This is a genomic window from Streptomyces sp. NPDC046866 (assembly GCF_040704625.1).
In the GTDB taxonomy this organism is placed as follows: Bacteria; Actinomycetota; Actinomycetes; order Streptomycetales; family Streptomycetaceae; genus Streptomyces.
In genome coordinates this window covers 202464-223552 of record NZ_JBEYXN010000004.1, presented here as the reverse complement: position 1 = coordinate 223552, position 21089 = coordinate 202464, and the positions used below count along the sequence as shown (strand labels likewise).

13 protein-coding genes and 1 pseudogene are annotated in these 21089 nt (G+C 75.1%); 3 read left to right on the top strand and 11 right to left on the bottom strand.

The genetic code is table 11. The features are described from left to right. Nucleotides 1-43: 43 nt before the first annotated feature. Nucleotides 44-583 carry a M48 family metallopeptidase gene (locus tag AB0953_RS09390; RefSeq protein WP_366858808.1) on the bottom strand — a complete coding sequence of 180 codons (540 nt, stop codon included), beginning with the start codon at nucleotides 581-583 and terminating at the stop codon, nucleotides 44-46. A gap of 235 nt (nucleotides 584-818) precedes the next feature. Here AB0953_RS09390 and AB0953_RS09385 point away from each other — a divergent pair. Then, nucleotides 819-1937: pseudogene (locus tag AB0953_RS09385) on the top strand (ThiF family adenylyltransferase). 8 nt (nucleotides 1938-1945) lie between these two features. Here AB0953_RS09385 and AB0953_RS09380 read toward each other — a convergent pair. Next, nucleotides 1946-5032: a tetratricopeptide repeat protein gene (locus AB0953_RS09380; protein WP_366858807.1), complete on the bottom strand. Its 3087-nt coding sequence runs from the start codon at nucleotides 5030-5032 to the stop codon at nucleotides 1946-1948. A gap of 222 nt (nucleotides 5033-5254) precedes the next feature. Here AB0953_RS09380 and AB0953_RS09375 point away from each other — a divergent pair, with 222 nt between their 5' ends. After that, a complete protein-coding gene (locus AB0953_RS09375; RefSeq protein ID WP_366858806.1) occupies nucleotides 5255-6583 on the top strand; it encodes an AarF/ABC1/UbiB kinase family protein in 1329 nt (442 codons plus the stop codon). Between the two features lie 27 nt (nucleotides 6584-6610). Here AB0953_RS09375 and AB0953_RS09370 read toward each other — a convergent pair whose 3' ends face one another. The 5 genes from AB0953_RS09370 to AB0953_RS09350 all read right to left on the bottom strand — a co-directional run bounded on the left by AB0953_RS09370 (nucleotide 6611) and on the right by AB0953_RS09350 (nucleotide 10540). Next, nucleotides 6611-6820, bottom strand: coding sequence for a hypothetical protein (locus tag AB0953_RS09370; RefSeq protein ID WP_366858805.1), 210 nt, complete (start codon nucleotides 6818-6820; stop codon nucleotides 6611-6613). A 131-nt stretch (nucleotides 6821-6951) separates the two neighbouring features. Further along, nucleotides 6952-7284, bottom strand: a complete 333-nt coding sequence (locus AB0953_RS09365; RefSeq protein ID WP_366858804.1) for a hypothetical protein — start codon at nucleotides 7282-7284, stop codon at nucleotides 6952-6954. Then, nucleotides 7281-7652 (bottom strand): WhiB family transcriptional regulator, encoded by a 372-nt coding sequence (locus AB0953_RS09360; RefSeq protein ID WP_366858803.1) that lies wholly within the window; start codon nucleotides 7650-7652, stop codon nucleotides 7281-7283. Before AB0953_RS09360 ends, AB0953_RS09365 begins: the two co-directional genes overlap by 4 nt. Nucleotides 7653-7836: 184 nt before the next feature. Then, nucleotides 7837-8187 (bottom strand): hypothetical protein, encoded by a 351-nt coding sequence (locus AB0953_RS09355; protein WP_366858802.1) that lies wholly within the window; start codon nucleotides 8185-8187, stop codon nucleotides 7837-7839. Nucleotides 8188-8356: 169 nt separating this feature from the next. After that, entirely contained in the window at nucleotides 8357-10540 is a 2184-nt protein-coding gene (locus tag AB0953_RS09350; RefSeq protein ID WP_366858801.1) for an ATP-dependent DNA helicase UvrD2, read from the bottom strand. 183 nt (nucleotides 10541-10723) lie between these two features. On the opposite strand from AB0953_RS09350, the gene AB0953_RS09345 reads away from it, so the two are divergent. Further along, complete coding sequence (locus AB0953_RS09345) at nucleotides 10724-10984, top strand: mycoredoxin (RefSeq protein ID WP_361908712.1); 261 nt, start codon at nucleotides 10724-10726, stop codon at nucleotides 10982-10984. Between the two features lie 103 nt (nucleotides 10985-11087). Here AB0953_RS09345 and nudC read toward each other — a convergent pair whose 3' ends face one another. The 4 genes from nudC to AB0953_RS09325 all read right to left on the bottom strand — a co-directional run bounded on the left by nudC (nucleotide 11088) and on the right by AB0953_RS09325 (nucleotide 20998). Continuing rightward, nucleotides 11088-12029, bottom strand: coding sequence for an NAD(+) diphosphatase (gene nudC / locus AB0953_RS09340; protein ID WP_366858800.1), 942 nt, complete (start codon nucleotides 12027-12029; stop codon nucleotides 11088-11090). A gap of 133 nt (nucleotides 12030-12162) precedes the next feature. After that, nucleotides 12163-13563, bottom strand: a complete 1401-nt coding sequence (locus AB0953_RS09335; protein WP_366858799.1) for a dipeptidase — start codon at nucleotides 13561-13563, stop codon at nucleotides 12163-12165. 10 nt (nucleotides 13564-13573) lie between these two features. Next, on the bottom strand, nucleotides 13574-17377 hold the full coding sequence (locus tag AB0953_RS09330) for a UvrD-helicase domain-containing protein (protein WP_366858798.1): 3804 nt from the start codon (nucleotides 17375-17377) through the stop codon (nucleotides 13574-13576). A gap of 78 nt (nucleotides 17378-17455) precedes the next feature. Next, entirely contained in the window at nucleotides 17456-20998 is a 3543-nt protein-coding gene (locus AB0953_RS09325; protein ID WP_366858942.1) for an ATP-dependent DNA helicase, read from the bottom strand. Nucleotides 20999-21089 lie beyond the last annotated feature (91 nt).

The following is a 21089-nucleotide window of genomic DNA, read 5'->3' as shown; positions in this document are numbered from 1 at the left end:
GGCGACATCCGGCCAAGCCGGTACCGACCCGGTACACGGCGCCTCACTCCGCACGGGGCGCCGGCACCTTGGGGAGGCGCTCGGCGGCGGCCACCCCTTCGAGGTAGCCGCGGGCGCGCTCGGTGCGCGGATAGGCCTCCAGCAGCTCCCAGAAGCGCGGCCCGTGGCCCGCGACGAGGAGGTGGGCCAGCTCGTGCAGCAGCACGTAGTCGACCACGTACTCCGGCATGCCCTGGAGGCGGTGCGAGAGGCGGATGCTGCCCTCGGCGGGGGTGCACGAACCCCAGCGGGTGTTCTGGTTGGTGACCCAGCGCACCGAGCGCGGGCGGGCGCGGGCACCGAGGTACTGCTCGGACAAGCGTGCGGCGCGCTCGGCCAGTTCGGCGTCGCCGAGGGTGCGCCGGCTCTCCTGCGCGGCGAGCTTGTCGAGCATGACACCGACCCAGCGCTGCTCCTCGGCCTCCGACATCCGGGCAGGGATGAGCACGACCGTACGGTCGCCCTCGCGGTAGGCGGACACGGTCCTGCGGCGGCGCGCGCTCCGGCGGACTTCGACGGCGCGCTGCGTGGGGTCGGCGGACACGCCCTCGACCGTACCCGTTCGCCGCGGTCGGCGTACCGCCGCTCCGCGGTTCGAACATGATCGGTGCGCAGCCGGTGCGGAAAGCGCGCCCATCCTGCATCTCATATGCCTTATAGGGGTCGCCTGTGGACGAATGCGCGCACGGAGGGCGGCGGGCGGGCACTCTGCGGGGGACGGCAGAACGCGGCGGGAGCCCGGGGCGAACGCGGCGGTGGGTGGACGAGGGGGCAAGGCGATGTATCCGAAGGTGAAGCCGGCGTTGGCCAGGGCGTGGCGGGATCTGCAGACGGTGCAGTTCGGGGTGACGCCCGCGCATGCGGTGGTGCTGGGTCCGGTGGACACGGCGACCGGGTCGCTGATCGACCGGATCGACGGGACGCGGGGCATGGACCGGCTGCGGGCGGAAGGCGCGGGGATGGGCCTGCCGGAGGGCCAGGTGGACGCGCTGGTACGGCGGCTGGCCGCGGCCGGGCTGATCGACGACGCCACGGCGGGCGGTCCGCAGGCCCAGGCGGTGCGCAGGCGGCCGGAGACGCTGGAGCGGCTGGGGCCCGACCTGGGTTCGCTGTCCCTGGTGCACCGTGAGCCGGGCGGGGACCTGCGGGGGGTCGCGGCGCGGCGGAGGTTACGGGTCTAGGTGCGCGGCAGCGGCCGCGTCGGCGCGATGATCGCCGGGGTCCTGGCGGGAGCCGGCGTGGGCCGGGTCGAAGTGCTCGACGGCGGCCGGGTGGAGCCGGCCGACGTGGCGCCCGGCGGGCTGGGGCCCGGCAGCATCGGCCGGCTGCGCGCCGAGGCCGCGGCGCGGCTGGTCCGCGAGTCGGCCCCGGGGCGGCCACCGGGCGCCGGGGAGCGCGAGGGGCCCGACGGTGGGACGGCCCTGGTGGTGGTCGCGCCCCGGGACGGGCTGCACGCCTGGGCCCCGGATCCGGGAACCGCGTCCGACTGGATCGCCGCCGGCACCCCGCACCTGTACGCCGGGGTGCTGGAGGGGACCGGCCTGGTCGGACCGCTGGTGCTGCCGGGGGCCACGGCCTGCGCGGGCTGCATGGAGCGGGAGCGGGTCGATCGGGACCCGGCCTGGCCGCGGATGCTCGTGCAGTGGCGCTCGGCGCACCGCCGACGGGCCGGCGCCGCCTGCGACCTGGGGGTGGCCACGGCGGTGGCCGGGCTGGCCGCGGCCCATGCGCTGTCCTTCCTGGACGGGGAGCTCCCGGCCTCCACGGCGGCCCGCTGGGAGGCCGCCCTGCCCGGGCTGCACTGGGAGCGCACCGCGGTCCGCCCGCATCCGGACTGCCCGTGCGCCGCGGCCTCGCTCACGGCGGGGCGGGAGCAGGAGCAGGAGGTCGGGTCGTGAGCCGGCTGTCATCCCGGCGCGGCGAGCCGCTCCTCCACGGCGCGGCAGAACTCCGGGATCCGCGGCTGCGCCCAGGCGAGCACCGGGAGCAGGCTGCGCAGGCTCATGAGCAGCTCGTCCACCGTGCCCCTGGGCGGGTTGAGGTCCAGGAAGCGGGCGAGGGACCGCTCCGCCTCGTCCCAGCGGGCCCGTACGCAGTGGGCGAGGACGAGGTTGGCGTGGTCGTCGGGCTCTTGGGGCGCGGAAAGGAGTCCGACCGCCCGTTCCAAGTGGTGGTCTCGCTCGGGGTGCCGGAGTACGTGCAGCACCACGGCCGTTTCGTAGTGGGTCCAGGCCTCGTCGGGGTCGAGTGCGATCGCGCGCGTGAGATCGGCCAGCGCCTGGTCGTACTGGCCGAGCAGCCGCCGGGTGGCACCCGAGCGGGTCAGCACCGACGCGTTGTCGGGCCGGACCTCGTCCGCACGGGTGTAGTCCGCCAGCGCCTCCTCGACCCGGCCCAGCTTGATGAAGACGTCCCCCCGGTCGCTGAGGGCCCAGGCATCATCCGGCCCCAGTTCGATGGCTCGGGTGTAGTCGGCCCTGGCTTCGCCGTACTGGCCGAGCACTTCATGCGTCAGTCCGCGGTGCCGCAGGGCCCACCGGTACCCCGGGGTGAGCTCGATCGCGCGGTCGAAGTCGGCCAGAGCCTGGTCGAACAGGCGCATGAGCCGGTAGGTCTCGCCGCGGTGGGCGAGGGCCCAGCCGTAGTCCGCCGTGAGCTCGACGGCCCTCGTGAGATCGGCGAGCGCCTCCTCGTACCGGCCCGTCAGCCGGAAGACGTCCCCGCGGGAGGCCAGCGCCGAGGAGTCATCGGGCTCCAGCTCGAGGGCACGGGTGTAGTCGGCCCGCGCCTCTTCGTACCGCTCGCACAGCCGGTGGCATTCCCCTCGGGCCACCCTGGCCCAGGCGTAGTCGGGGTCGGCCTCGATCGCCCGGTCGAGGGTGGTCAGGGCTTCCTCGTACCGCCCGGTGCTCGTGAGGACCCAGCCCCGGCTTGCCAAGGCCCAGGCGCTGTCCGGTTCGATCTCGAGGGCGCGGTCGAAGTCCGCGAGGGCCTCGTCGAACCGGCCGGTGCTGCGGTGGAGGGCGCCGCGCTGGACGAACGCCCCGAAGTCGTCCGGAGCGAGCTCGATCGCCCGGTCGTAGTCGGCGAGCGCCTCCTCGTGCCGGCCGAGGTTGTGGTGGCAGTACCCCCGGCAGACCAGGCTCCAGACGTACTCGGGGTCGAGTTCGAGTGCGCGGGTGTAGTCCGCGACGGCCTCTTCGAAGCGTTCGGTGAGCTCGTGCGTGCGGCCGCGGCCGTAGTGGGCGCGTTCGGTCTCCGGGTCGAGGGCGAGGGCCTGCGCGTAGTCCGCCAGGGCCTCGGCGTACCGCTCGGCGTTGCGGTGGTCCCGGCCCCGGAGCGTCAGGGCGAGGCAGCGGCCGGCGGTGTCGAGCGGGGCGCGGGTCAGCAGGAGCGTCAGGGTGGCGATGCGGGGGTCCGGCTGTTTCAGGGCCTCGCGGAGGCGTTCGCTCCAGGAGGCCAGGTCCGCGGACTCGGTGTCCCGGCCGGCCTGGTCCAGGGCCTGGACCCAGCGGTGGAGGGTGGTGATGCCGTGGTCGTAGGCGTCGAGGAGCTCGCCGAGGGCGGCGGGGAGGGCGCCTCGGGGGTCGGCGCAGAGCCGGTGGTAGGTCTCCTGGAGGCGGTGGCCGCGCCAGTTCTCGTCCGACCACCAGCCGTCCGGCGGGGCGGCGGCCTCCTCCAGCCGGGCCCGGCGCCCGTGGAAGGCGTCGGCCAGGCGGCCGTGGAGCCGCTCCCAGCGTGCGGGGGACTGCCTGCGCTGGAGGCGCAGCATCGCCGTACGGACCACCTGGTGGTAGCGGCAGTGGCCGGAGCGGTCGGTGACGAAGGGCATGGAGCGGAGCCAGCCGAAGAGTTCGGCCGCCTCCTCCTCGACGGCCGCCCGGTACACGTCCTCGTCCAGCTCCTGGGGGAACGCGCAGGCCAGGGCGGCGGCCCGGCGGGCGGGGTCGGTCTCCCACTTCAGGAACCGCTCCACGGCGGTGCCGCTGGGGTCGCCGATCTCCTCCACGCTTGCCGGCTGGGTCTCGGCGAGGGTGGAGACCAGGACCGGGAGCCGGCCCGACAGGCGCAGGATCACCTCGACGATCCGCTCGTCGGTGACTCCCTTGCCGGCGAGCAGGGTGCGGGCCTCGGTGTCGGTGAAGACCTCCAGCGGCCAGTCGGTGACCAGGTCCTGCCAGTCCTCCCAGCAGCGGGCGGCGAGCCGGGACTGGCCGGCGAGGACGACCAGCACGTTCGCGGGGAGTTCCCCGTGGCGGTCGCTGACCAGGATGTCGCGGAGCCAGGTGTCGAGCATCGGCCCGGTGCGCTCGTAGGTGTCGAAGAAGAGCACGATCCACGGGTGCTTGCGTGCGACGCCCGCGAGCTCTTCCAGGAAGACTGGAGTGAGGGCGTCGAGCGGGGAGAGGACGAGTTCGACGTCGCCGTGGCTGCGCAGGCGGGTGCTGAGGAGGGCCTTGACCCGGTCCGCGCCGGCGGCGACCTGGTTCGGGTCGACGGCGCCGGCGAAGGGGCCGACCCCGGGGATCAGGCCGAGTCCGGCCAGGCCCAGCTGGGAGGCGACCACGCTGGAGGGAGAGGGAGCCGGGGCGCCGCCGGCGGCGGGGTCGGCTCCGGCGGTGCCGATTCCGGCGTCGGCCTCGTGCCGGCGCTGGCGGTAGGTGGCCAGCAGTTTGTCGAAGGCCTTCAGCGGGGCACCCTGCTGGGCGAACTGGGCGCTGATGACCTCCATCGTCTCGATGGCGTCGGCGGCGGATTCGTCCGCGCAGGCGGTGATCGCCTGGTCTTCGCGGGCGATGGTCTCCAACCGGCGTACGAGGGAGGACTTCCCGACCCCGGCCTGGCCGCGGACGTGGAAGAGGAACTGCGTCGCCTCGTCCGGGGGCCGGCGCAGGGTGTCGCGGAAGGCCGCCACCTCTCCCTGGCGGCCGACGAATCCGCTGGAACGCCGCCGCCTGATGAGTTCCTGCCTCGAAGGCCCCCGCCCCGCCATGCACAGCCCTTTCGAGATCCGTCCTGGTGTGCTGCCGACCATGGTCTCCCACCCGGGTCGGCAGCGGCCGCCGATGGCCGGATTCGAGTCCTGGCGGAGGCCGGGAGATGCGGGCCCGGCGGGTGGGAAGGGCCATGGCAGGATGCGTTTTGACCGCAGGCACGGGGAGGGCACCCCTGAACCGCCGCTTGCGCCACGGCTGTCTGGGAATTGGAGGGGCGCATGTCTGATCTTCCCCGGAAGGCGGTCACCCGGACCGTCAAACTGGCCGCTCTGCCGCTGGGCATAGCGGGTCGGGCCACCTGGGGGCTCGGAAAGCGGATCGGGGGCAAGTCGGCGGAGATCGTGGCGCGCGAGATCCAGCAGCGCACTGCCGATCAGCTCTTCCGCACGCTCGGGGAGTTGAAGGGCGGCGCCATGAAGGTGGGGCAGGCCCTGTCCGTCTTCGAGTCCGCGCTGCCCGAGGACTTCGCCGGGCCGTACCGGGCGGCGCTGACCAAGCTCCAGGAGGCGGCTCCGCCGCTGCCCGCGCACACGGTGCACCAGGTGCTGGCAGAGCGGCTGGGTGACGATTGGCGGGATCTGTTCGAGGAGTTCGAGGACAAGCCGGCCGCGGCGGCCTCGATCGGGCAGGTGCACCGGGCGGTGTGGCACGACGGGCGGCAGGTCGCGGTCAAGGTCCAGTATCCGGGGGCCGGTGAGGCGCTGGTGTCGGACCTGAGGCAACTGGGCCGGTTCGCGGGGCTGCTGGGGCCGCTCGTGCCCGGGATGGATCTCAAGCCGCTGATCCAGGAATTGCGCGAGCGGGTCGTGGAGGAGCTGGACTACGAGCTGGAGGCCGAGGCGCAGCGCACCCACGCGGATGCGTTCGAGGGCGATCCGGACGTGGTCGTACCGGAGGTGGTGCACCAAGGCGACCAGGTGCTGGTGACGGAGTGGTTGGAGGGGACCCCGCTGTCGGAGGTGATATCCGACGGCACGCAGGAGGAGCGGGACCGCGCGGGGCAGTTGCTGGCCCGGTTCCTGTTCACGGGGCCCGCGCGCACGGGGCTGCTGCACGCCGATCCGCACCCGGGGAACTTCCGGCTGCTGGCGGGGCCGGACGGCCGGGTGCGGCTGGGCGTGCTGGACTTCGGCACGGTCGACCGGCTGCCGGGCGGGTGGCCCAAGCCGATCGGCACCTCGCTGCGCATGACGCTGGAGGGGGACGCCGAGGGGATCTACGGGCACCTGTGCGCGGAGGGGTTCGTGCGGGAGTCCATAGAGCTGGACCCGGAGGCGGTGCTCGCCTACCTGCGGCCGATCATCGAGCCGGCCGAGGCCGAGGAGTTCACCTTCACCCGGTCGTGGCTGCGCGGGCAGGCGGCCCGCATAGCCGACCCCCGCTCCCCCGCCCACCAGTTGGGCCGGCAGATCAATCTGCCGCCCTCGTACCTGCTGATCCACCGGGTCACGCTGAGCACGATCGGGGTGCTGTGCCAGCTGGGCGCGACGGTGCGGCTGCGGGGCGAACTGGAGTCCTGGCTGCCGGGGTTCCTGCCCGAGGAGTGAGCGGGCGGGGCCGCGCACCGGGGGCGGTCACCACCAGGACGAGTCGAGGCGGCCCTCGATCGCGCGGAGGTTGGCGCGCGCGCAGTCCACGCAGAAGTACTGTCTGGCCCCGTTCTCCACGGAGCAGGTCCAGGTGGGCGGGGCGACGCCGGCGGGGGCCCGGGTGCCGCAGCGCGCGCAGACGACGGGCTGCGCCTCGGGTCCCGGCTGGGCGGGATGGGGAGTCGGCTGGTCCACCTCCAGACGATATCCCCGCGGGGCCGCGGAGCGGTCCGCAACGCACCGGGGGGACCGGTCCGTTCGGACCGGTCCCCCCGGGAGGCTGCCGTGCCGCCGGCTCGACCGGCGGTCAGCGGTGGTCGGGGCCGTCAGTGCATGACGGCCATCGCCAGTGCACGGCGGGCGCGCATGGAGACGCGCTCGGCTCGCCGCTGCATGCGGCGGGCGGCGACCAGGCGCAGGGCGCGACGCTCGGCGTCGACCTCACGCATCCGGTCCTCCATATGTGCACGGGCCAGGGCTTCTGGGATGAGTTGCATTTCGCGGGTCCTGTTCTGACGCGAGGTGATCGCGCCGGTGGTGATGAAGTCTGCGGTGGCGGAGCCGTGCGGCTTCTCGCTCGTCGTGTGGGCGGTCATGGGGGCCTGCTTCAGGGGGTCGTGCGTCAGGGGGCGGTCGATGGTTCCGATGGTGGCGTTCATGCCGAGGCAACCGGGTTCTTGCGCGGGCGGCCACGGGGACGCTTGCGGGCGACGACCACACCCTGGACGAAGAGCTCGCCACCCCAGACACCCCAGGGCTCGCGGCGCTCGACCGCGCCGGCGAGGCAGGCCTCGACCAGCGGGCAGGTGCGGCACAGGGACTTGGCGTACTCGACGTCGGCCGGGGACTCGGCGAAGAAGACCTCCGGGTCGTAGGTGCGGCAGGCGACGGGTACACCGAGGTTCTCGATGGCGTCGTCGAGCGCGGTGAGCGCGGTGAGGGGAGTCAAGGCGGAGTCCTCCGGGACGGCGGGCGGGGAGATCGTGTGGGTCTGCGGTACGGACGGGGCGTGCGCTTCGAGTTGCACGGTGTTTTCTTCCTCGTCTTGTTCGTCTAGTCGTTCCGGCCGGGGTCGGCCGGGGGCGGCTGGTACCTGGTCTTGCCAGTCCCGAGGCTCCTTCGGGCTGCCGCCCCCGTTTGGGGGCAAACAGAAGGGCCGCGGATCCCGGGTGGGGTTCCGCGGCCCTGAAGGCGCCGGCCTGATCATCGGATCAGGCTGGATCACTCCAGGGTTCGAGCCCACGGAAGGCCCACATCAGGTGGTGCTGGTGCTGCGTCTGCTTCGTCTGCGTTCCGGCACCGGCCGCGGCGGCAAAGCCATAGGCCTGGGCCTGGGCTTCTGCCAGTACTGCCACCGGTGCCTGGGTCGGTCGCTCATTGCGCTCGCTCGCGAGCAGCGCGGCGGGCGCGGCCGCCAGGACGCGGTCGCCGGCGGAAATCGCAGACAGACCGGTACCCGGGAGCGGGAGGACGGAGACGGAACCGAGCAGGGTGGAGCCGAGGGTGCAGGAAGCGGCGACCGAGCGATCGGTCATTTTGGTGCTGGTCATGAAGCTGGTCACTGGTCTCGCCTCCTCTCGGCGTCTCGGGGACGGGGGCCCGGGGGCCCGTCCCATGCGTATTCGGATAAGTACAGCACGGATCCGGAGCTTCGTGTGAAGCCACCGTTTCCGTTGCTAAGAACCTATGGGGATTCGCTGGGCATGTGCAAACTATTTTTCCGACGAGTTTCTACGCGTCGGCCGCCTCGCCCCCGCCGGGCTCTTGACCTGCGCAGATCGCCAGGACGTCGGCCCCGTACCGGTCGAGCTTGCGGACGCCCACGCCGGGGATCGCCGCGAGCTCGCCGTCCTCGCCGGGCGCGGCCTCGGCGATCGCCATGAGCGTCTTGTCCGTGAAGACGCAGTACGCGGGCAACCCCTGCTCCTTGGCCCGCACGGCCCGCCACTCCCGCAGCCGCTCGTACAGCCCCTCGTCCATGTCGGAGGGGCAGTCCTCGCAGCGCATCAGCTTCAGCTCGCCCGCCTCGGTCAGCGTCCTGCCGCAGACCCGGCAGCGGACCGGGCCGCGGCGGGTGCGGCCGCGCCCTGCGGGGACCGGCCCGGCGGACGGGGCGCCGGCCCGGGGCGCGAGGGCCCCCGAGCCGGGCCGCAGCCCGTTCAGGAAGCGGCTGGGCCGACGGGAGGCCCGGCCGCCCGGGGAGCGCGAGAGGCCCCAGGAGAGCGTCAGGTGGTGCCGTGCGCGGGTGACGCCGACGTAGAGCAGCCTGCGCTCCTCCTCGATCTGCTCGTCGGTCTTGGCGTACGTGATCGGGATCATGCCGTCGGTGAGGCCGACGAGGAACACGGCGTCCCACTCCAGGCCCTTGGCGGCATGCAGCGAGGCGAGGGTGACGCCCTGGACGGTCGGGGCGTGCTGGGCGGCCCGGCGCTCCTCCAGCTCGACCGCGAGGTCGGCGAGGGTGGCGCCGGGCCGGGCGCGGGCGAAGTCCTCGGCGAGGCGGACCAGGGCGGCCAGCGACTCCCACTGGTCGCGCACGGCGCCGGAGCCGGCGGGCGGCTCGGCGCTCCAGCCGGTGGAGCTGAGCACGGCCCGGACCTGGGAGCCGAGCTCGACCACGTCGTCGAGGAGCGGGTCGTTGCCGCCGGAGCGGGCGGCTCCGCGCAGGGCGAGCATCGCCTTCTGCACCTCGGCCCGCTCGAAGAACCGCTCGGCGCCGCGCAGCTGGTACGGGACCCCGGCATCGGCGAGGGCCTGCTCGTAGACCTCGGACTGGGCGTTGATGCGGTAGAGCACGGCGATCTCGCCGGCCGGGACCCCGGCGGAGACCAGCTGCCGGATCCGGGCGGCGACGCCCTCGGCCTCGGCGGGCTCGTCGGCGTACTCGGCGTAGACCGGGGCGGGGCCGGGCTCGCGCTGGGAGACGAGCTCCAGGCGGTGCTCGGCGGCGCGGCCCCGCGCCTGGGCGAGCAGCCCGTTGGCCAGGTGCACGACCTGCGGGGTGGAGCGGTAGTCGCGGACCAGCTTGACCACGGTGGCGTGCGGGTAGCGGGCGCGGAAGTCCAGCAGGTGGTCGGGGGTGGCGCCGGTGAAGGAGTAGATCGTCTGGCTGGCGTCGCCGACGACGCAGAGGCTGTCGCGCTCGCCGAGCCACAGCTCCAGCAGCCGCTGCTGGAGCGGGCTGACGTCCTGGTACTCGTCGACGACGAAGTGCTGGTACTGGCTGCGGATCTGCTCGGCGATGTCGTGCCGGTCCTGGAGGATGCCCACCGTCAGCAGCAGCACGTCCTCGAAGTCGATCATGGCTCGGTCGCGCTTGAGCTGCTCGTACGTGGCGTAGATCTGGGCGATCTCGGCCATGTCGCGGGGGGCTTCGCGGCCGGCCTTGAGGGCCGCCGCCGGATAGTCCGCGGGCACGGTCTGCGTGACCTTCGCCCATTCGATCTCGCCGGTGACGTCGCGCAGCTCGCCCCGGTCCAGCCGCAGCCGGCAGCGGGCGCCCGCCTCGGCGACCAGCTGCACCTTCCGCTCGACGAGCCGGGGCAGGTCCCCGCCGATCGCCCTGGGCCAGAAGTACTGCAGCTGGCGCAGGGCGGCGGAGTGGAAGGTCCGCGCCTGGACGCCGCCCGCGCCCAGCGAGCGCAGGCGGCCGCGCATCTCGCCGGCGGCGCGGTTGGTGAAGGTGACGGCGAGCACGCTGGCGGGCATCAGCTGCCCGGACCGGACGCCGTAGGCGATGCGGTGGGTGATCGCCCGGGTCTTGCCCGTCCCCGCTCCGGCCAGCACGCACACCGGTCCGCGCAGGGTCGTCGCGACCTCGCGCTGCTCCGGGTCCAGGCCCAGGAGCACCGCGTCGGCCGACTCGGCCGCCTCGGCGCCGGCGGGGAAGGACGGGAAGTGCGTTGCTGCTGTCACCCCAACATGCTGCCAGGTCCGCAGTGGCGGGCGGGACCTCTGTCCACAGGCCTGCGTCCACAGGGCGCCCCCGCCGGTCGTACTTGACGTACCGGCTGCACCGCGGGTGCGGGAATGGCTCCCGGGTCCCGTACGTTCGAGTACTCGGCACCACGCCCAGACCCACCCACGAAGGAGCGCAGCATGCAGGACACGGGTTCCGTGACGATGTACAGCACGACCTGGTGCGGCTACTGCCGCCGGCTGAAGACCCAGCTGGACCGGGAAGGCATCGCGTACAACGAGATCAACATCGAGCTGGACCCGGAGTCCGCGGCGTTCGTCGAGAAGGCGAACGGCGGGAACCAGACCGTTCCCACCGTGCTCGTCGTCTCGCCCGCCGGCACCGAGTCGGTCATGACGAACCCGAGCCTCGCCCAGGTGCAGCAGGCGCTCGCCGTCTGACCGGGCCGTTCCGGCCCGTTCCGGTGCGACGGAAAGGCCCCCGCCCTCGGGCGGGGGCCTTCGCTGTGCGCGGTGCGCGCGTGTGAGGAACCCCGCGCCCGGGCTACGCGGCCGGGCGGGGCAGCGGCTCGCCGTACCAGCGCTCGACCAGCCGGGCCGCGATCGAGATCCCCGACGGCGGCAGCACCTCGCCGGACTCGAACGCCGCGCGCAGCTCCTCGCGGGAGAACCAGCGGGCCTCCTCGATCTCCTCGCCGTCGACGTTGATCTCGCAGGAGACGGCGCGGGCGGTGAAGCCCAGCATCAGGCTGTACGGGAAGGGCCAGGGCTGGCTGGCGACGTACTCGACCTCGCCGACCTGGACGCCCGCCTCCTCCCAGACCTCGCGGACCACGGACTGCTCGATGGACTCGCCCGGCTCCACGAAGCCGGCCAGCGTCGAGAAGCGGCCCTCCGGCCAGTGCACCTGGCGGCCCAGCAGCGCCCGGTCCCGGTCGTCGGTGACCAGCATGATCACCGCCGGGTCGGTCCGCGGGTAGTGCTCGGCGCCGCAGCCCGGGCAGCGCCGGATGTGCCCGGCGGCCGCGACCACGGTGCGCTCGCCGCAGCGCGAGCAGAAGCGGTGCATCCGCTGCCAGTTCTCCAGCGCCACCGCGTGCACCATCAGCCCGGCGTCGCGCGGGGACAGCAGCAGCCCGGCCTCGCGCAGGCCGGCCGGGCGGGCCGACTGGTCCATCCGGCCCGGCAGGGCGTCCTTCTGCAGCGCGAAGTACCGTACGCCGTCCTCGTCGGTGCCCAGGAAGTAGCGGTGGGTCTCCGTGAGCGGGGCCTCGAAGGCCGGCGTCATGACGATCCCGGTGCCCCCGTCGGGGGTGTCGTCGATCAGGACCTGGCCGCCGGAGACGACGAAGACCCGCGTCGTCGGGTGGCTCCACGCGGCGGCGAGCCATGCCTCGTCGAGGCGGTGGTGTGCGGCACGGTCGATCCCGCTGGGCGCGGCGAGCGAGATCGGGTGCTCGGTATGGGTGCTCACTGGTACTTCCAACTCCCCCGGTGGCTGGGACGGGCGGGCTCGGTGACGCGTGACGGGCGGGCGGTGCGGGGCTCGCGGCTCAGGACCGCGGCCCACGGCTCGTGGTTCGGGGCTCTCGGCCGGTTCGGGGCTCTCGGCTCACGGCTCACGGCTTCCAGGTGGCGGCCAGGTCGCTCCACAGGTGGGCGGCCGTCTCGACGCCCTTGAGGAGGAGGTCGAGCTCGACCTTCTCGTTGGGCGAGTGCCAGCCGTCCGAGGGCACCGAGATGCCGAGGAACAGCACGGGCGCGGACAGCACGTCCTGCAGGTCGGCCGCGGGTCCGGAGCCGCCCTCGCGGGTGAAGCGGACCTTCTGGCCGAAGGCGCGCCCCATGGCCCGGACGACCGACTGCAGCGCGGGGTGGTCCAGCGGCGTCAGGCACGGGCGGGTCGGGGCGCCGAAGACGATGGAGTGGCGGATCCCGTCCGGGATGCGGGCCGCGACCCAGTCGCGCACCGCGGCCTCGATCTCGTACGGGTCCTGGCCGGACACCAGGCGGAACGACAGCTTCAGGTGGGCGGAGGCGGGCACGATGGTCTTGCCGCCGGGGCCCTGGTAGCCGCCGCCGATGCCGTTGACCTCGGCGGTCGGGCGGGCCCAGACGCGCTCCAGCGTGGAGTAGCCCTTCTCGCCGGCGGCCGCGTGCGACTTCGCGGTGCGCAGCCACTGCGCCTCGTCGAACGGCAGCTCGGCGATCAGGGCCCGCTCCTCGTCCGTCAGCTCGGCGATGTTGTCGTAGAAGCCGGGGATCGTGACCCGCTCGTCGGCGTCGTGGAGCGCCGCGACCAGGCGGGCGGCGACGGTGGCCGGGTTGGGCACGGCCCCGCCGAAGGCGCCCGAGTGGATGTCCTGGTCGGGCCCGTGCAGGTCGATCTCGCAGTCGGCGACGCCGCGCATGCCGGTGCACACGGTCGGGGTGGTCTCGGACCACATGCCGGTGTCGGAGACGATGACCACGTCGGCGGCGAGGCGGGCCGCCTCGCGCTCCACCAGGGCGCGGAAATGGGGAGAGCCGGACTCCTCCTCGCCCTCGATCAGCAGCTTGAGGTGGACGGCGGGCGCCTCGGCGCCGGTCGCGGCCAGGTGGGCCCGTACGCCGAGGGTGTGGAAGAAGACCTGGCCCTTGTCGTCGGCGGCGCCGCGCGCGTACATCCGGCCGTCCTTGACGACCGGCTCGAACGGCTCGGTGCGCCAGCCGTCGGCCAGGGCGGCCGGCTGCACGTCGTGGTGGCCGTAGACCAGGACGGTCGGGGCCTCGGGGTCGTGGCTGGGCCACTCGGCGAAGACGGCGGGCGCGCCGGCGGTCTCCCAGACCTCGGCGGTCGGGAAGCCGGTCTTCTCGAGGTGAGCGGCGAGCCACTCGGCGCTGCGTCGTACGTCGTCCGCGTGCTCGGGCTGGGCCGAGACCGAGGGGATGCGCAGCCACTCCGCGAGGTCCTCGAGGAAGGCGGCGCGGTGCGTGTCGATGTACGTGCGGACGACGGTGTCCGCCGGGAGGTCGCTCATGCCCACGAGCCTATCCGGCCCTCCGGGGGCCGCCGCCGGTGCCCGTTTCGCCTTGGAGGATCCGCTCAAGACCGGCCCGGCCGGGCAGGTCGCGGGGCCGGATCACGCGGCCGCTGCGGACGTGGAGGAAGGCGGCGCCGACCCGGTCGAGGGGGGTGCCGGTGGCTTCCGCCCAGGCGAGGCGGTAGACCGCCAGCTGGAGGGGGTCGGCCTCGGTGGTGCGGCCGGTCTTCCAGTCGACGATCTCGTACGCGTAGGGGGCCCCGGGCTCCGGATCGCGGTACACGGCGTCGATGCGGCCGCGGACCACCCGGCCCGCCAGGGTGAGCTGGACCGGGACCTCCAGGCGGTACGGGGTCCGCTCCGCATACGGGCTGCGCTCGAAGGCGGCCTTGAGGGCGTCGAGGTCGGCCTCGTCGGCCACCTCCTGGTCGGAGCCGGGCAGGCCGGTCTCCGGGTCGAGGACGTCCAGGAACGGGAGCGGGAGCTCCTCGAACCGGGACTCCACCCAGGCGTGGAAGCGGGTGCCCCGGCGGGCGGCCGGCTGGGGCGGCTTGGGCATGGGGCGGGCGAGGTCGCGGGCGAAGCCGGCCTCGTCGGCGGCGAGGCGCAGCAGCTGGCTCGCCGAGAGGGCGGCGGGGAGCTCCACGTCGCGGACCGCCTCGCGGGCGCGGCGCAGCTCGCCCTCCAGGGCGTCGAGGTCCCGGTCCCAGGAGTCGACGGTCCGCGCCTCCTCGGGGCTGAGCCCGTGCGCCCCGGCGGGCCCGGGCCGGTCCGCGGTGCGCGCGGGCACGCCGCCGGGCAGCCACGGGTCGGTGTCGGCGGCGCTGGGCGCGGGGGCGCCGGGAGCGGTTTCTTCCCCCGCCCCGCCCCTTCCCGAAACCGGAGCTCCGCCCCGGACCCCGTGGCCGGGCGCAGTCGCTCCGCGACCGCCGCCGGGCGCCGGGGCGGCGCCCCGGGGCGCGTCGGCGCCCGCCGACGGGTCACCGGGCAGCCACAGCTCGTCGTTCGGGGCCTCCGCAGGAGTGCGGGAGCCGTCGGCGGGCGGCGCGGGCGACGCCGACGGGTCGGCCGGCAGCCAGAGCTCGGCGTCCGGGTCCGCCACAGGCGTGCCGGAGTCGCCCGCCGGGGGCGCGGACAGCGGCGACGGGTCGGCGGGCAGCCAGAGGTCGTCGTCCGGGCCCGCCGCGGGCACGTCGGGGCCGTCGGCGGGCCAGGGCTCCTCGTCGTAGGACGGGTCCTCGCAGTGCGGGGGCCAGAGGTAGGGGTCCTCCTCCGCCGCGGGTGCGGGGGCCGCCAGGTGGGATTCGACCAGGGCCGCAGCCGCCCGGCGCAGGGCCAGGGACGCGGGGTCCAGGGGCAGGGGCCAGGACTGGTCCGGCGCCGAGCCGGCCGACAGGGCCGGGTTCTCCTCCTCCGGGTCGGGCTCGGGAGCCCACGCCTCGATCTCCCCGTGGCCGGCCGCGCAGTGCCCGTACAGCGCCTGGAGGAACGGCGACGGCCCGCGCGGCTTCTTCTGCGTCGGGCCCCACCAGTGGCCGGAGGCCAGCAGCAGGGAGCGCGGGCGGGTGAACGTGACGTAGCCGAGGCGGAGCTCCTCGACCTCCTTGTGCTCCTTGAGGGCGGCCTTGAAGGACTTCAGCCCGGCCGAGGTCCACTCCGGGTCCGCGGGCAGGGTGGCGGCGTCGCCGCGCAGCGCGTACGGCAGCACCTTCGGGTACGAGGTCCACGCCTCCGGCGGCTTCTGCTTGGGGAAGGAGCCCGCGCACAGGTCGGGGACGACGACCACGTCCCACTCCAGCCCCTTGGACTTGTGGGCGGTGAGCACCTTCACCGTGTTCTCCCCGCCCGGAAGCGCGTGGTCGAGGCCCTTCTCGTACTGCACGGCCGTCCGCAGGAAGCCGAGGAAGGCCAGCAGCGACGCCTCGCCGTCGAGGGAGGCGAAGCCGGCGGCCACGTCCAGGAAGGACGAAAGGGTCTCGCGGCGGCGGGCGGCGAGCGCATGCGGCGACGCCGACAGCTCGACGTCGAGGCCCGTCACGGCCAGCACCCGGTGCAGGACGTCCATCAGCGGGTCGGAGAGCGAGCGCCGCAGGTCGCGCAGCTCCTGCGCGAGGTGGGCGAAGCGGACCCGGGCGGCCGCCGAGAACGGCAGGTCGTCTGGGCCCTCCGCGGCGCCCGGGCCGCCGCCCGCACCGTCCAGGAAGGTCTCCAGGGCGTCGGCCAGCGAGACGACCTCGGCCGGGTCCACGCCCTCCACGGCCGCGGCCAGCCGCCCGTCGGGGTCCACCTCGCCGGGCACCCGCCCGACGAGCTGCCGCGCCCGCCGACCCAGCAGGGCCAGGTCGCGGGCGCCGATCCGCCAGCGCGGCCCGATCAGGAGCCGGACCAGGGAGGCGTTGGCCCCCGGGTCCTGGAGCACCTCGCACACCGCGACCAGGTCGGCCACCTCGGGCAGGTGCAGGAGCCCCGACAGCCCGACCACCTCGACGGGCACGTCCCGGGCCACCAGCGCCGCCTGGATCTGCGCGAAGTCCCCGGCCGAGCGGCACAGCACCGCGATGTCGCGCGGCTCGGTCCCGGTGCGGACCAGGTGCGCGACCGAGTCGCCGAGCCAGTCGAGCTCCTCGGCGTGCGTGGCCAGCAGCGCGCAGCGCACCGAGCCGGCCTGCTCCTCGCCCGGCGCGGGCCGCAGCGCCTCGACGCCCTCGTGCATGGCGCGCAGCGGGGCGGCCAGCCCGTTGGCGAGGTCGAGGAGGCGGCCGCCGCTGCGCCGGTTCTCGCTGAGCGAGAAGCGGGTGGCGGGGCGGCCGTCGGCGTGCGGGAAGTGCTCGGGGAAGTCGTCCAGGTTGGCCACGGACGCGCCGCGCCAGCCGTAGATCGCCTGGCAGGGGTCGCCGACGGCGGTCACGGCGTGCCCGGTGCCCCCGCCGAAGAGCCCCGACAGCAGCAGCCGCTGCGCGACGGAGGTGTCCTGGTACTCGTCCAGCAGGACCACCCGGAACTCCTCGCGCAGCAGCGCCCCCACCTCGGGCCGGGTGGTGGCGAGCTCCGCGCACAGGGCGATCTGGTCGCTGAAGTCGAGCAGGTCGCGGGAGCGCTTGGCGGCGCGGTAGCGCTCGGTCAGCTCCAGCAGCTCCAGGCGGCCGCGGACCGCTTCGGGGACCTTGCGCAGGTCGTCGTTGGTCAGGCGGGCGCCGGCCAGCTCCTCCAGCAGGGCGGTGTCGTACGCGCGCAGCCGCTCGGGCGCGACCAGGTGCTCGGAGAGTTCCCCGTCCAGCGCCAGCAGGTCGCTGACCAGGTCGGGGACCGACTTCGTCAGCGCCGGGTAGGGGCCGGGCGCCTCGCGCAGCACGCGGGCGGCGAGCTGGAAGCGGGTGGCGTCGGCGAGCAGCCGGGCGCTGGGCTCCAGCCCGATGCGCAGGCCGTGGTCCTTCAGCAGCTGGCCGGCGAAGGCGTGGTACGTGGAGATGCGGGGCTCGCCGCCGGCCGCATCGGGGTGGTCGGCCGGGGAGGGGTCCGGGTCGGTGACGCCGGCCCGCGCGAGGGCCCCCCGTACGCGCTCGGCCAGTTCGCCGGCGGCCTTGTTGGTGAAGGTCAGGCCGAGGACCTGCTCGGGCGCGACCGTTCCGGTGCCGACCAGCCAGACCACGCGGGCCGCCATGACCGTGGTCTTGCCGGAGCCCGCGCCGGCGACGATGACCTGCGGGGCGGGCGGGGCGGTGATGCACTCCAGCTGTTCGGGGGTGAAGGGGATGCCGAGGAGCTCCTTGAGCTGCTCGGGGTCGGTGAGGGGGGACGGACGCGCGGACACCCGGAAAGGCTAGCCGTCCGCGCCGACACTGCCCGCGACCCGCATCACACCTGTGGACGGCCGGCGGGCCGGGCGGGCTCACTCCACCGTCTGGCGGCCCTCGGGGCGGGCGCTGCACGCGCTGCGGAAGGAGCAGTGGTCGCAGTGGCTGCCGGTGGCGGGGGCGAAGCGCTCGTCGAGGACCCGTCCCGCGGCCGTGGCCAGCAGCTCCCCGACCCATGCGCCGGAGGAGCCGGCCGACAGCCCCTCCTGCGCCTGCACCCTGGGGACCGTCTCGCCGCCGTCGCGCTTGGCCGCGCCCTGGCGGAGGTGGACGAGCTCGGCGCCGCCCGGCTCGGGCCGTACGCCGTCGAAGACCTCGTCGACGGCGCCCGCGCGGACGGCGAGCTGGTAGACGGCGAGCTGGGGGTGGCGGGCCACCTCGGCCTTGGTCGGCGCCGACTTGCCGGTCTTGAAGTCGACGACGTACGCGCGCCCCTGCGGGTCCGCCTCGACCCGGTCCATGGAGCCCCGGATCCGGACGGCGTACTCGCCCGCTTCGAGCGTGACGTCGAAGTCGTGCTCCGTGGCGACCGCCGCCCGGCCCCCGCGGTCGGTGGTGTGCCAGCGTAGGAAGCGCTCCAGGGCGGCGCGGGCGTTGTCCTTCTCCTGGCGGGACTTCCAGGGCGCGTCGAAGGCGAGGGCGTCCCAGACGGAGTCGAGGCGCTCCATGAGCACGGCGAGGTCGGCGGGGGTCCGGCCGGAGGCGACCTCGTCGGCGAGGACGTGGACGACGTTGCCGAAGCCCTGGGCGGCGGTGGCCGGCGCGTCGGCCTTGACCTCCCGCCCCAGGAACCACTGCAGGGAGCAGGTGTTCGCGAGCTGGTCCAGGGCGCTGCCGGAGAGGGCGACGGGGCGGTTGCGGTCGCGCAGCGGGACGCTGCTGCGGGTGGGCTCGTACAGGCCCCACCAGCGCTGCGGGTGGGCGGCGGGCACCAGCGGCCGGCCCTCGTCGTCGGTGAGCGCGGCCAGCCGGGCCAGGCGCCGGGCGGCGGCGTCGCGCAGGGCCGGCGAGGCCTCGGGGTCGACGGTGGTGGCGCGCAGCTCGGCGACGAGCGCCGGGACGGCGAGGGGGCGGCGCGGGCGGCCGGTGACGTCCTTGGGGGTAACGCCGAGCTCGGCCAGGAAGCGGGAGGGCTGGTCGCCGTCCTCGGCGGGGGCCTTGACGGCGGTGACGACGAGCCGGTCGCGGGCGCGGGTGGCGGCGACGTAGAACAGGCGGCGCTCCTCGGCGAGGAGGGCGCCGGCGGGGAGCGGCTCGGCGAGGCCGTCGCGGCCGATGCGGTCGGCCTCGAGGAGGGAGCCGCGGCGGCGCAGGTCCGGCCACAGGCCCTCCTGGACGCCGGCGACGACGACGAGGCGCCATTCGAGGCCCTTGGAGCGGTGCGCGGTCATCAGCCGGACGGCGTCGGAGCGGGCGGCCCGGCGGGTGAGGGTGTCGGCGGCGATGTCCTCGGCTTCCAGCTGCTCGAGGAAGTTCAGGGCGCCGCGGCCGCCGGTGCGGTCCTCGGCGCGGGCGGCGGTGTCGAAGAGCGCGCAGACCGCGTCGAGGTCGCGGTCGGCGTTGCGGCCGGCGGGGCCGCCGCGGCGGGCGCTGCGTTCGAGGCGCTGCGGCCACGGGGTGCCGTCCCAGAGGGTCCACAGGGCCTCCTCGGCGGTGCCGCCGCCCTGGAGGAGCTCGCGGGTCTTGCGCAGGAGCAGGCCGAGGCGCTGGGCCCCGCGGGCGTACGCGGGGTCGTGCGCGACGAGCCGCTCCGGCTCGGCGAGGGCGCGGGCGAGCAGCACGTCGGAGGGCGCGGGCACGGCGATGCCGGCGGCGCGCTCCTCGTCCCGCAGCGCCCGCCCGAGCCGCCGCAGGTCGGCGGCGTCCATCCCGCCGAGCGGCGAGGTCAGCAGCATGAGCGCCGCCTCGACCCCGACCCACCCGGCATCCACGGCCGCACCGGCGCCGCCGTCGCCCCCGTCGGACGCGTGCGCGGACACGCCGGCCTGCTCCGCACCGTCGCCCTCGGCGGCGACACCGGCGGGCTGCACGGCCGGCCGCGGGGAGGCAGCTTCGGCGGCAGCGGTCCGGGGGTCTGCCGCGGCCGCCTGTTCGGCGTCGGTCCGCGGGGCGGAACCGGGCGCCGCGGCTCCGTCCCCGGAGGGCGTGTCGTCCTGCGTGCCGTCGGCCGCGGTCCCCGGCCCGTCGGCCGGCCCCGCGGCCGCAGACACGGCGGCGTCGGCAGCGGTCGCCGCGGGGGCGGACGCGGCGGCGCCGGCGGACGCAGACGCGTCCCGGGCGCCCTCGTCCGCGGCGGCTTCGGTGCCGGGCTCGGGTGCGGTCAGCGACAACGCTGCGGTGCGCAGGGCCGTCAGGAGGGGGGTGACGGCCGGCTCGTGGCGGAGCGGGGTGTCCGTGCCGTCCGTTTCCGCCGGGACCCCCGCCGCGATCAGGGCCCGCCGCATCGCCGGGAGCGTGCGCCCGCCGGAGCGGACCAGGACGGCCATCTCCTGCCAGGGCACGCCGTCCTCCAGGTGGGCCCGGCGCAGGATGTCGGCGATGTTGTCCAGCTCGGCGCCGGCCGTCGGGTACGTGTACACCTCCACCCGGCCGCCCTCGCGGGTCGGCGCCAGCCCGCGGTGCGCCCGTACGGCCTGCGCCGGCAGCCGGGGCACCGGCATGCGCGCGGCCAGCAGGCGGGTGGCGGCCAGCAGCTCGGACGCCGAGCGGCGGCCGACCGTCAGGGCGCGCACCGCGGCCCCGGGGAAGGAGCCCTCGAAGTCGAGGATGTTGTTGATGTCGGCGCCGCGGAAGGCGTAGATCGACTGGTCGGGATCGCCGAAGGCGACCAGCGTCCCGCCGGGCCCGGCCAGCGCCTGCAGCAGCCGCAGCTGCGAGGCGTCGGTGTCCTGGTACTCGTCGACGTAGATCACGTCGTACGCGGCGGCCAGCGCCGGCGTCCGCTCCGCCAGCAGCACGGCGCGGTGCAGGAGCTCGGCGTAGTCGAGCGTGCCCTGCATGTCCAGGACGTCCAGGTACTCGGAGAGGAAGGCGGCGGCGGCCTTCCAGTCCGGGCGGCCGATCCGGGCCGCGAACGCGTCCAGCGCCGCCGGGCCGAGCCCCAGCTCGCGCGCGCGGGCGAGCACGGCCCGCACCTCGTCGGCGAAGCCGCGCGTGGTCAGCGCGGCGCGCAGGTCGTCGGGCCAGCGGATGGACCGGATCTCGCGCTGGCCCTCGAGCAGCGTGCGGACCATGACGTCCTGCTCCGGCCCGGACAGCAGCCGCAGCGGGTCCGCGAACAGGTCGGTGTCCTGGTGGGCGCGGACCAGCCCGTAGCAGAAGGAGTGGAAGGTGGTGGCCTGCGGGGCGCGGGCGCCGCCGAGCCGCAGGGCGGCCCGGTCGCGCAGCTCGACCGCCGCCTTTCGGCTGAAGGTGAGGATCAGGATCCGGGCCGGGTCCGTCCCCGCCTCGACCCGGGCCGCGGCCGCCTCGACCAGGGTGGTCGTCTTGCCCGTGCCCGGCCCGGCCAGGACCAGCAGCGGCCCGGTGGTGTGATCAACCACCGCCTGCTGGCTTGCGTCCAGGACAGGGGGGTCCACTCGCTTCGGCCCGCTGCGCACGAGGCGGTACGCGTCGGGGATCCGCGTACGCCGCCGCTGGGAGCGGTCGGAGGAAGAGGTGATCACGTGG

What these genes read in the sequence shown, in the direction of transcription:
- AB0953_RS09335 (WP_366858799.1), bottom strand. Translation starts at nt 13,563, where the DNA reads ATGAGCGACCTCCCGGCGGACACCGTCGTCCGCACGTACATCGACACG.
- AB0953_RS09380 (WP_366858807.1), bottom strand. Translation starts at nt 5,032, where the DNA reads ATGGCGGGGCGGGGGCCTTCGAGGCAGGAACTCATCAGGCGGCGGCGT.
- AB0953_RS09345 (WP_361908712.1), top strand. Translation starts at nt 10,724, where the DNA reads ATGCAGGACACGGGTTCCGTGACGATGTACAGCACGACCTGGTGCGGC.
- AB0953_RS09365 (WP_366858804.1), bottom strand. Translation starts at nt 7,284, where the DNA reads ATGAACGCCACCATCGGAACCATCGACCGCCCCCTGACGCACGACCCC.
- AB0953_RS09375 (WP_366858806.1), top strand. Translation starts at nt 5,255, where the DNA reads ATGTCTGATCTTCCCCGGAAGGCGGTCACCCGGACCGTCAAACTGGCC.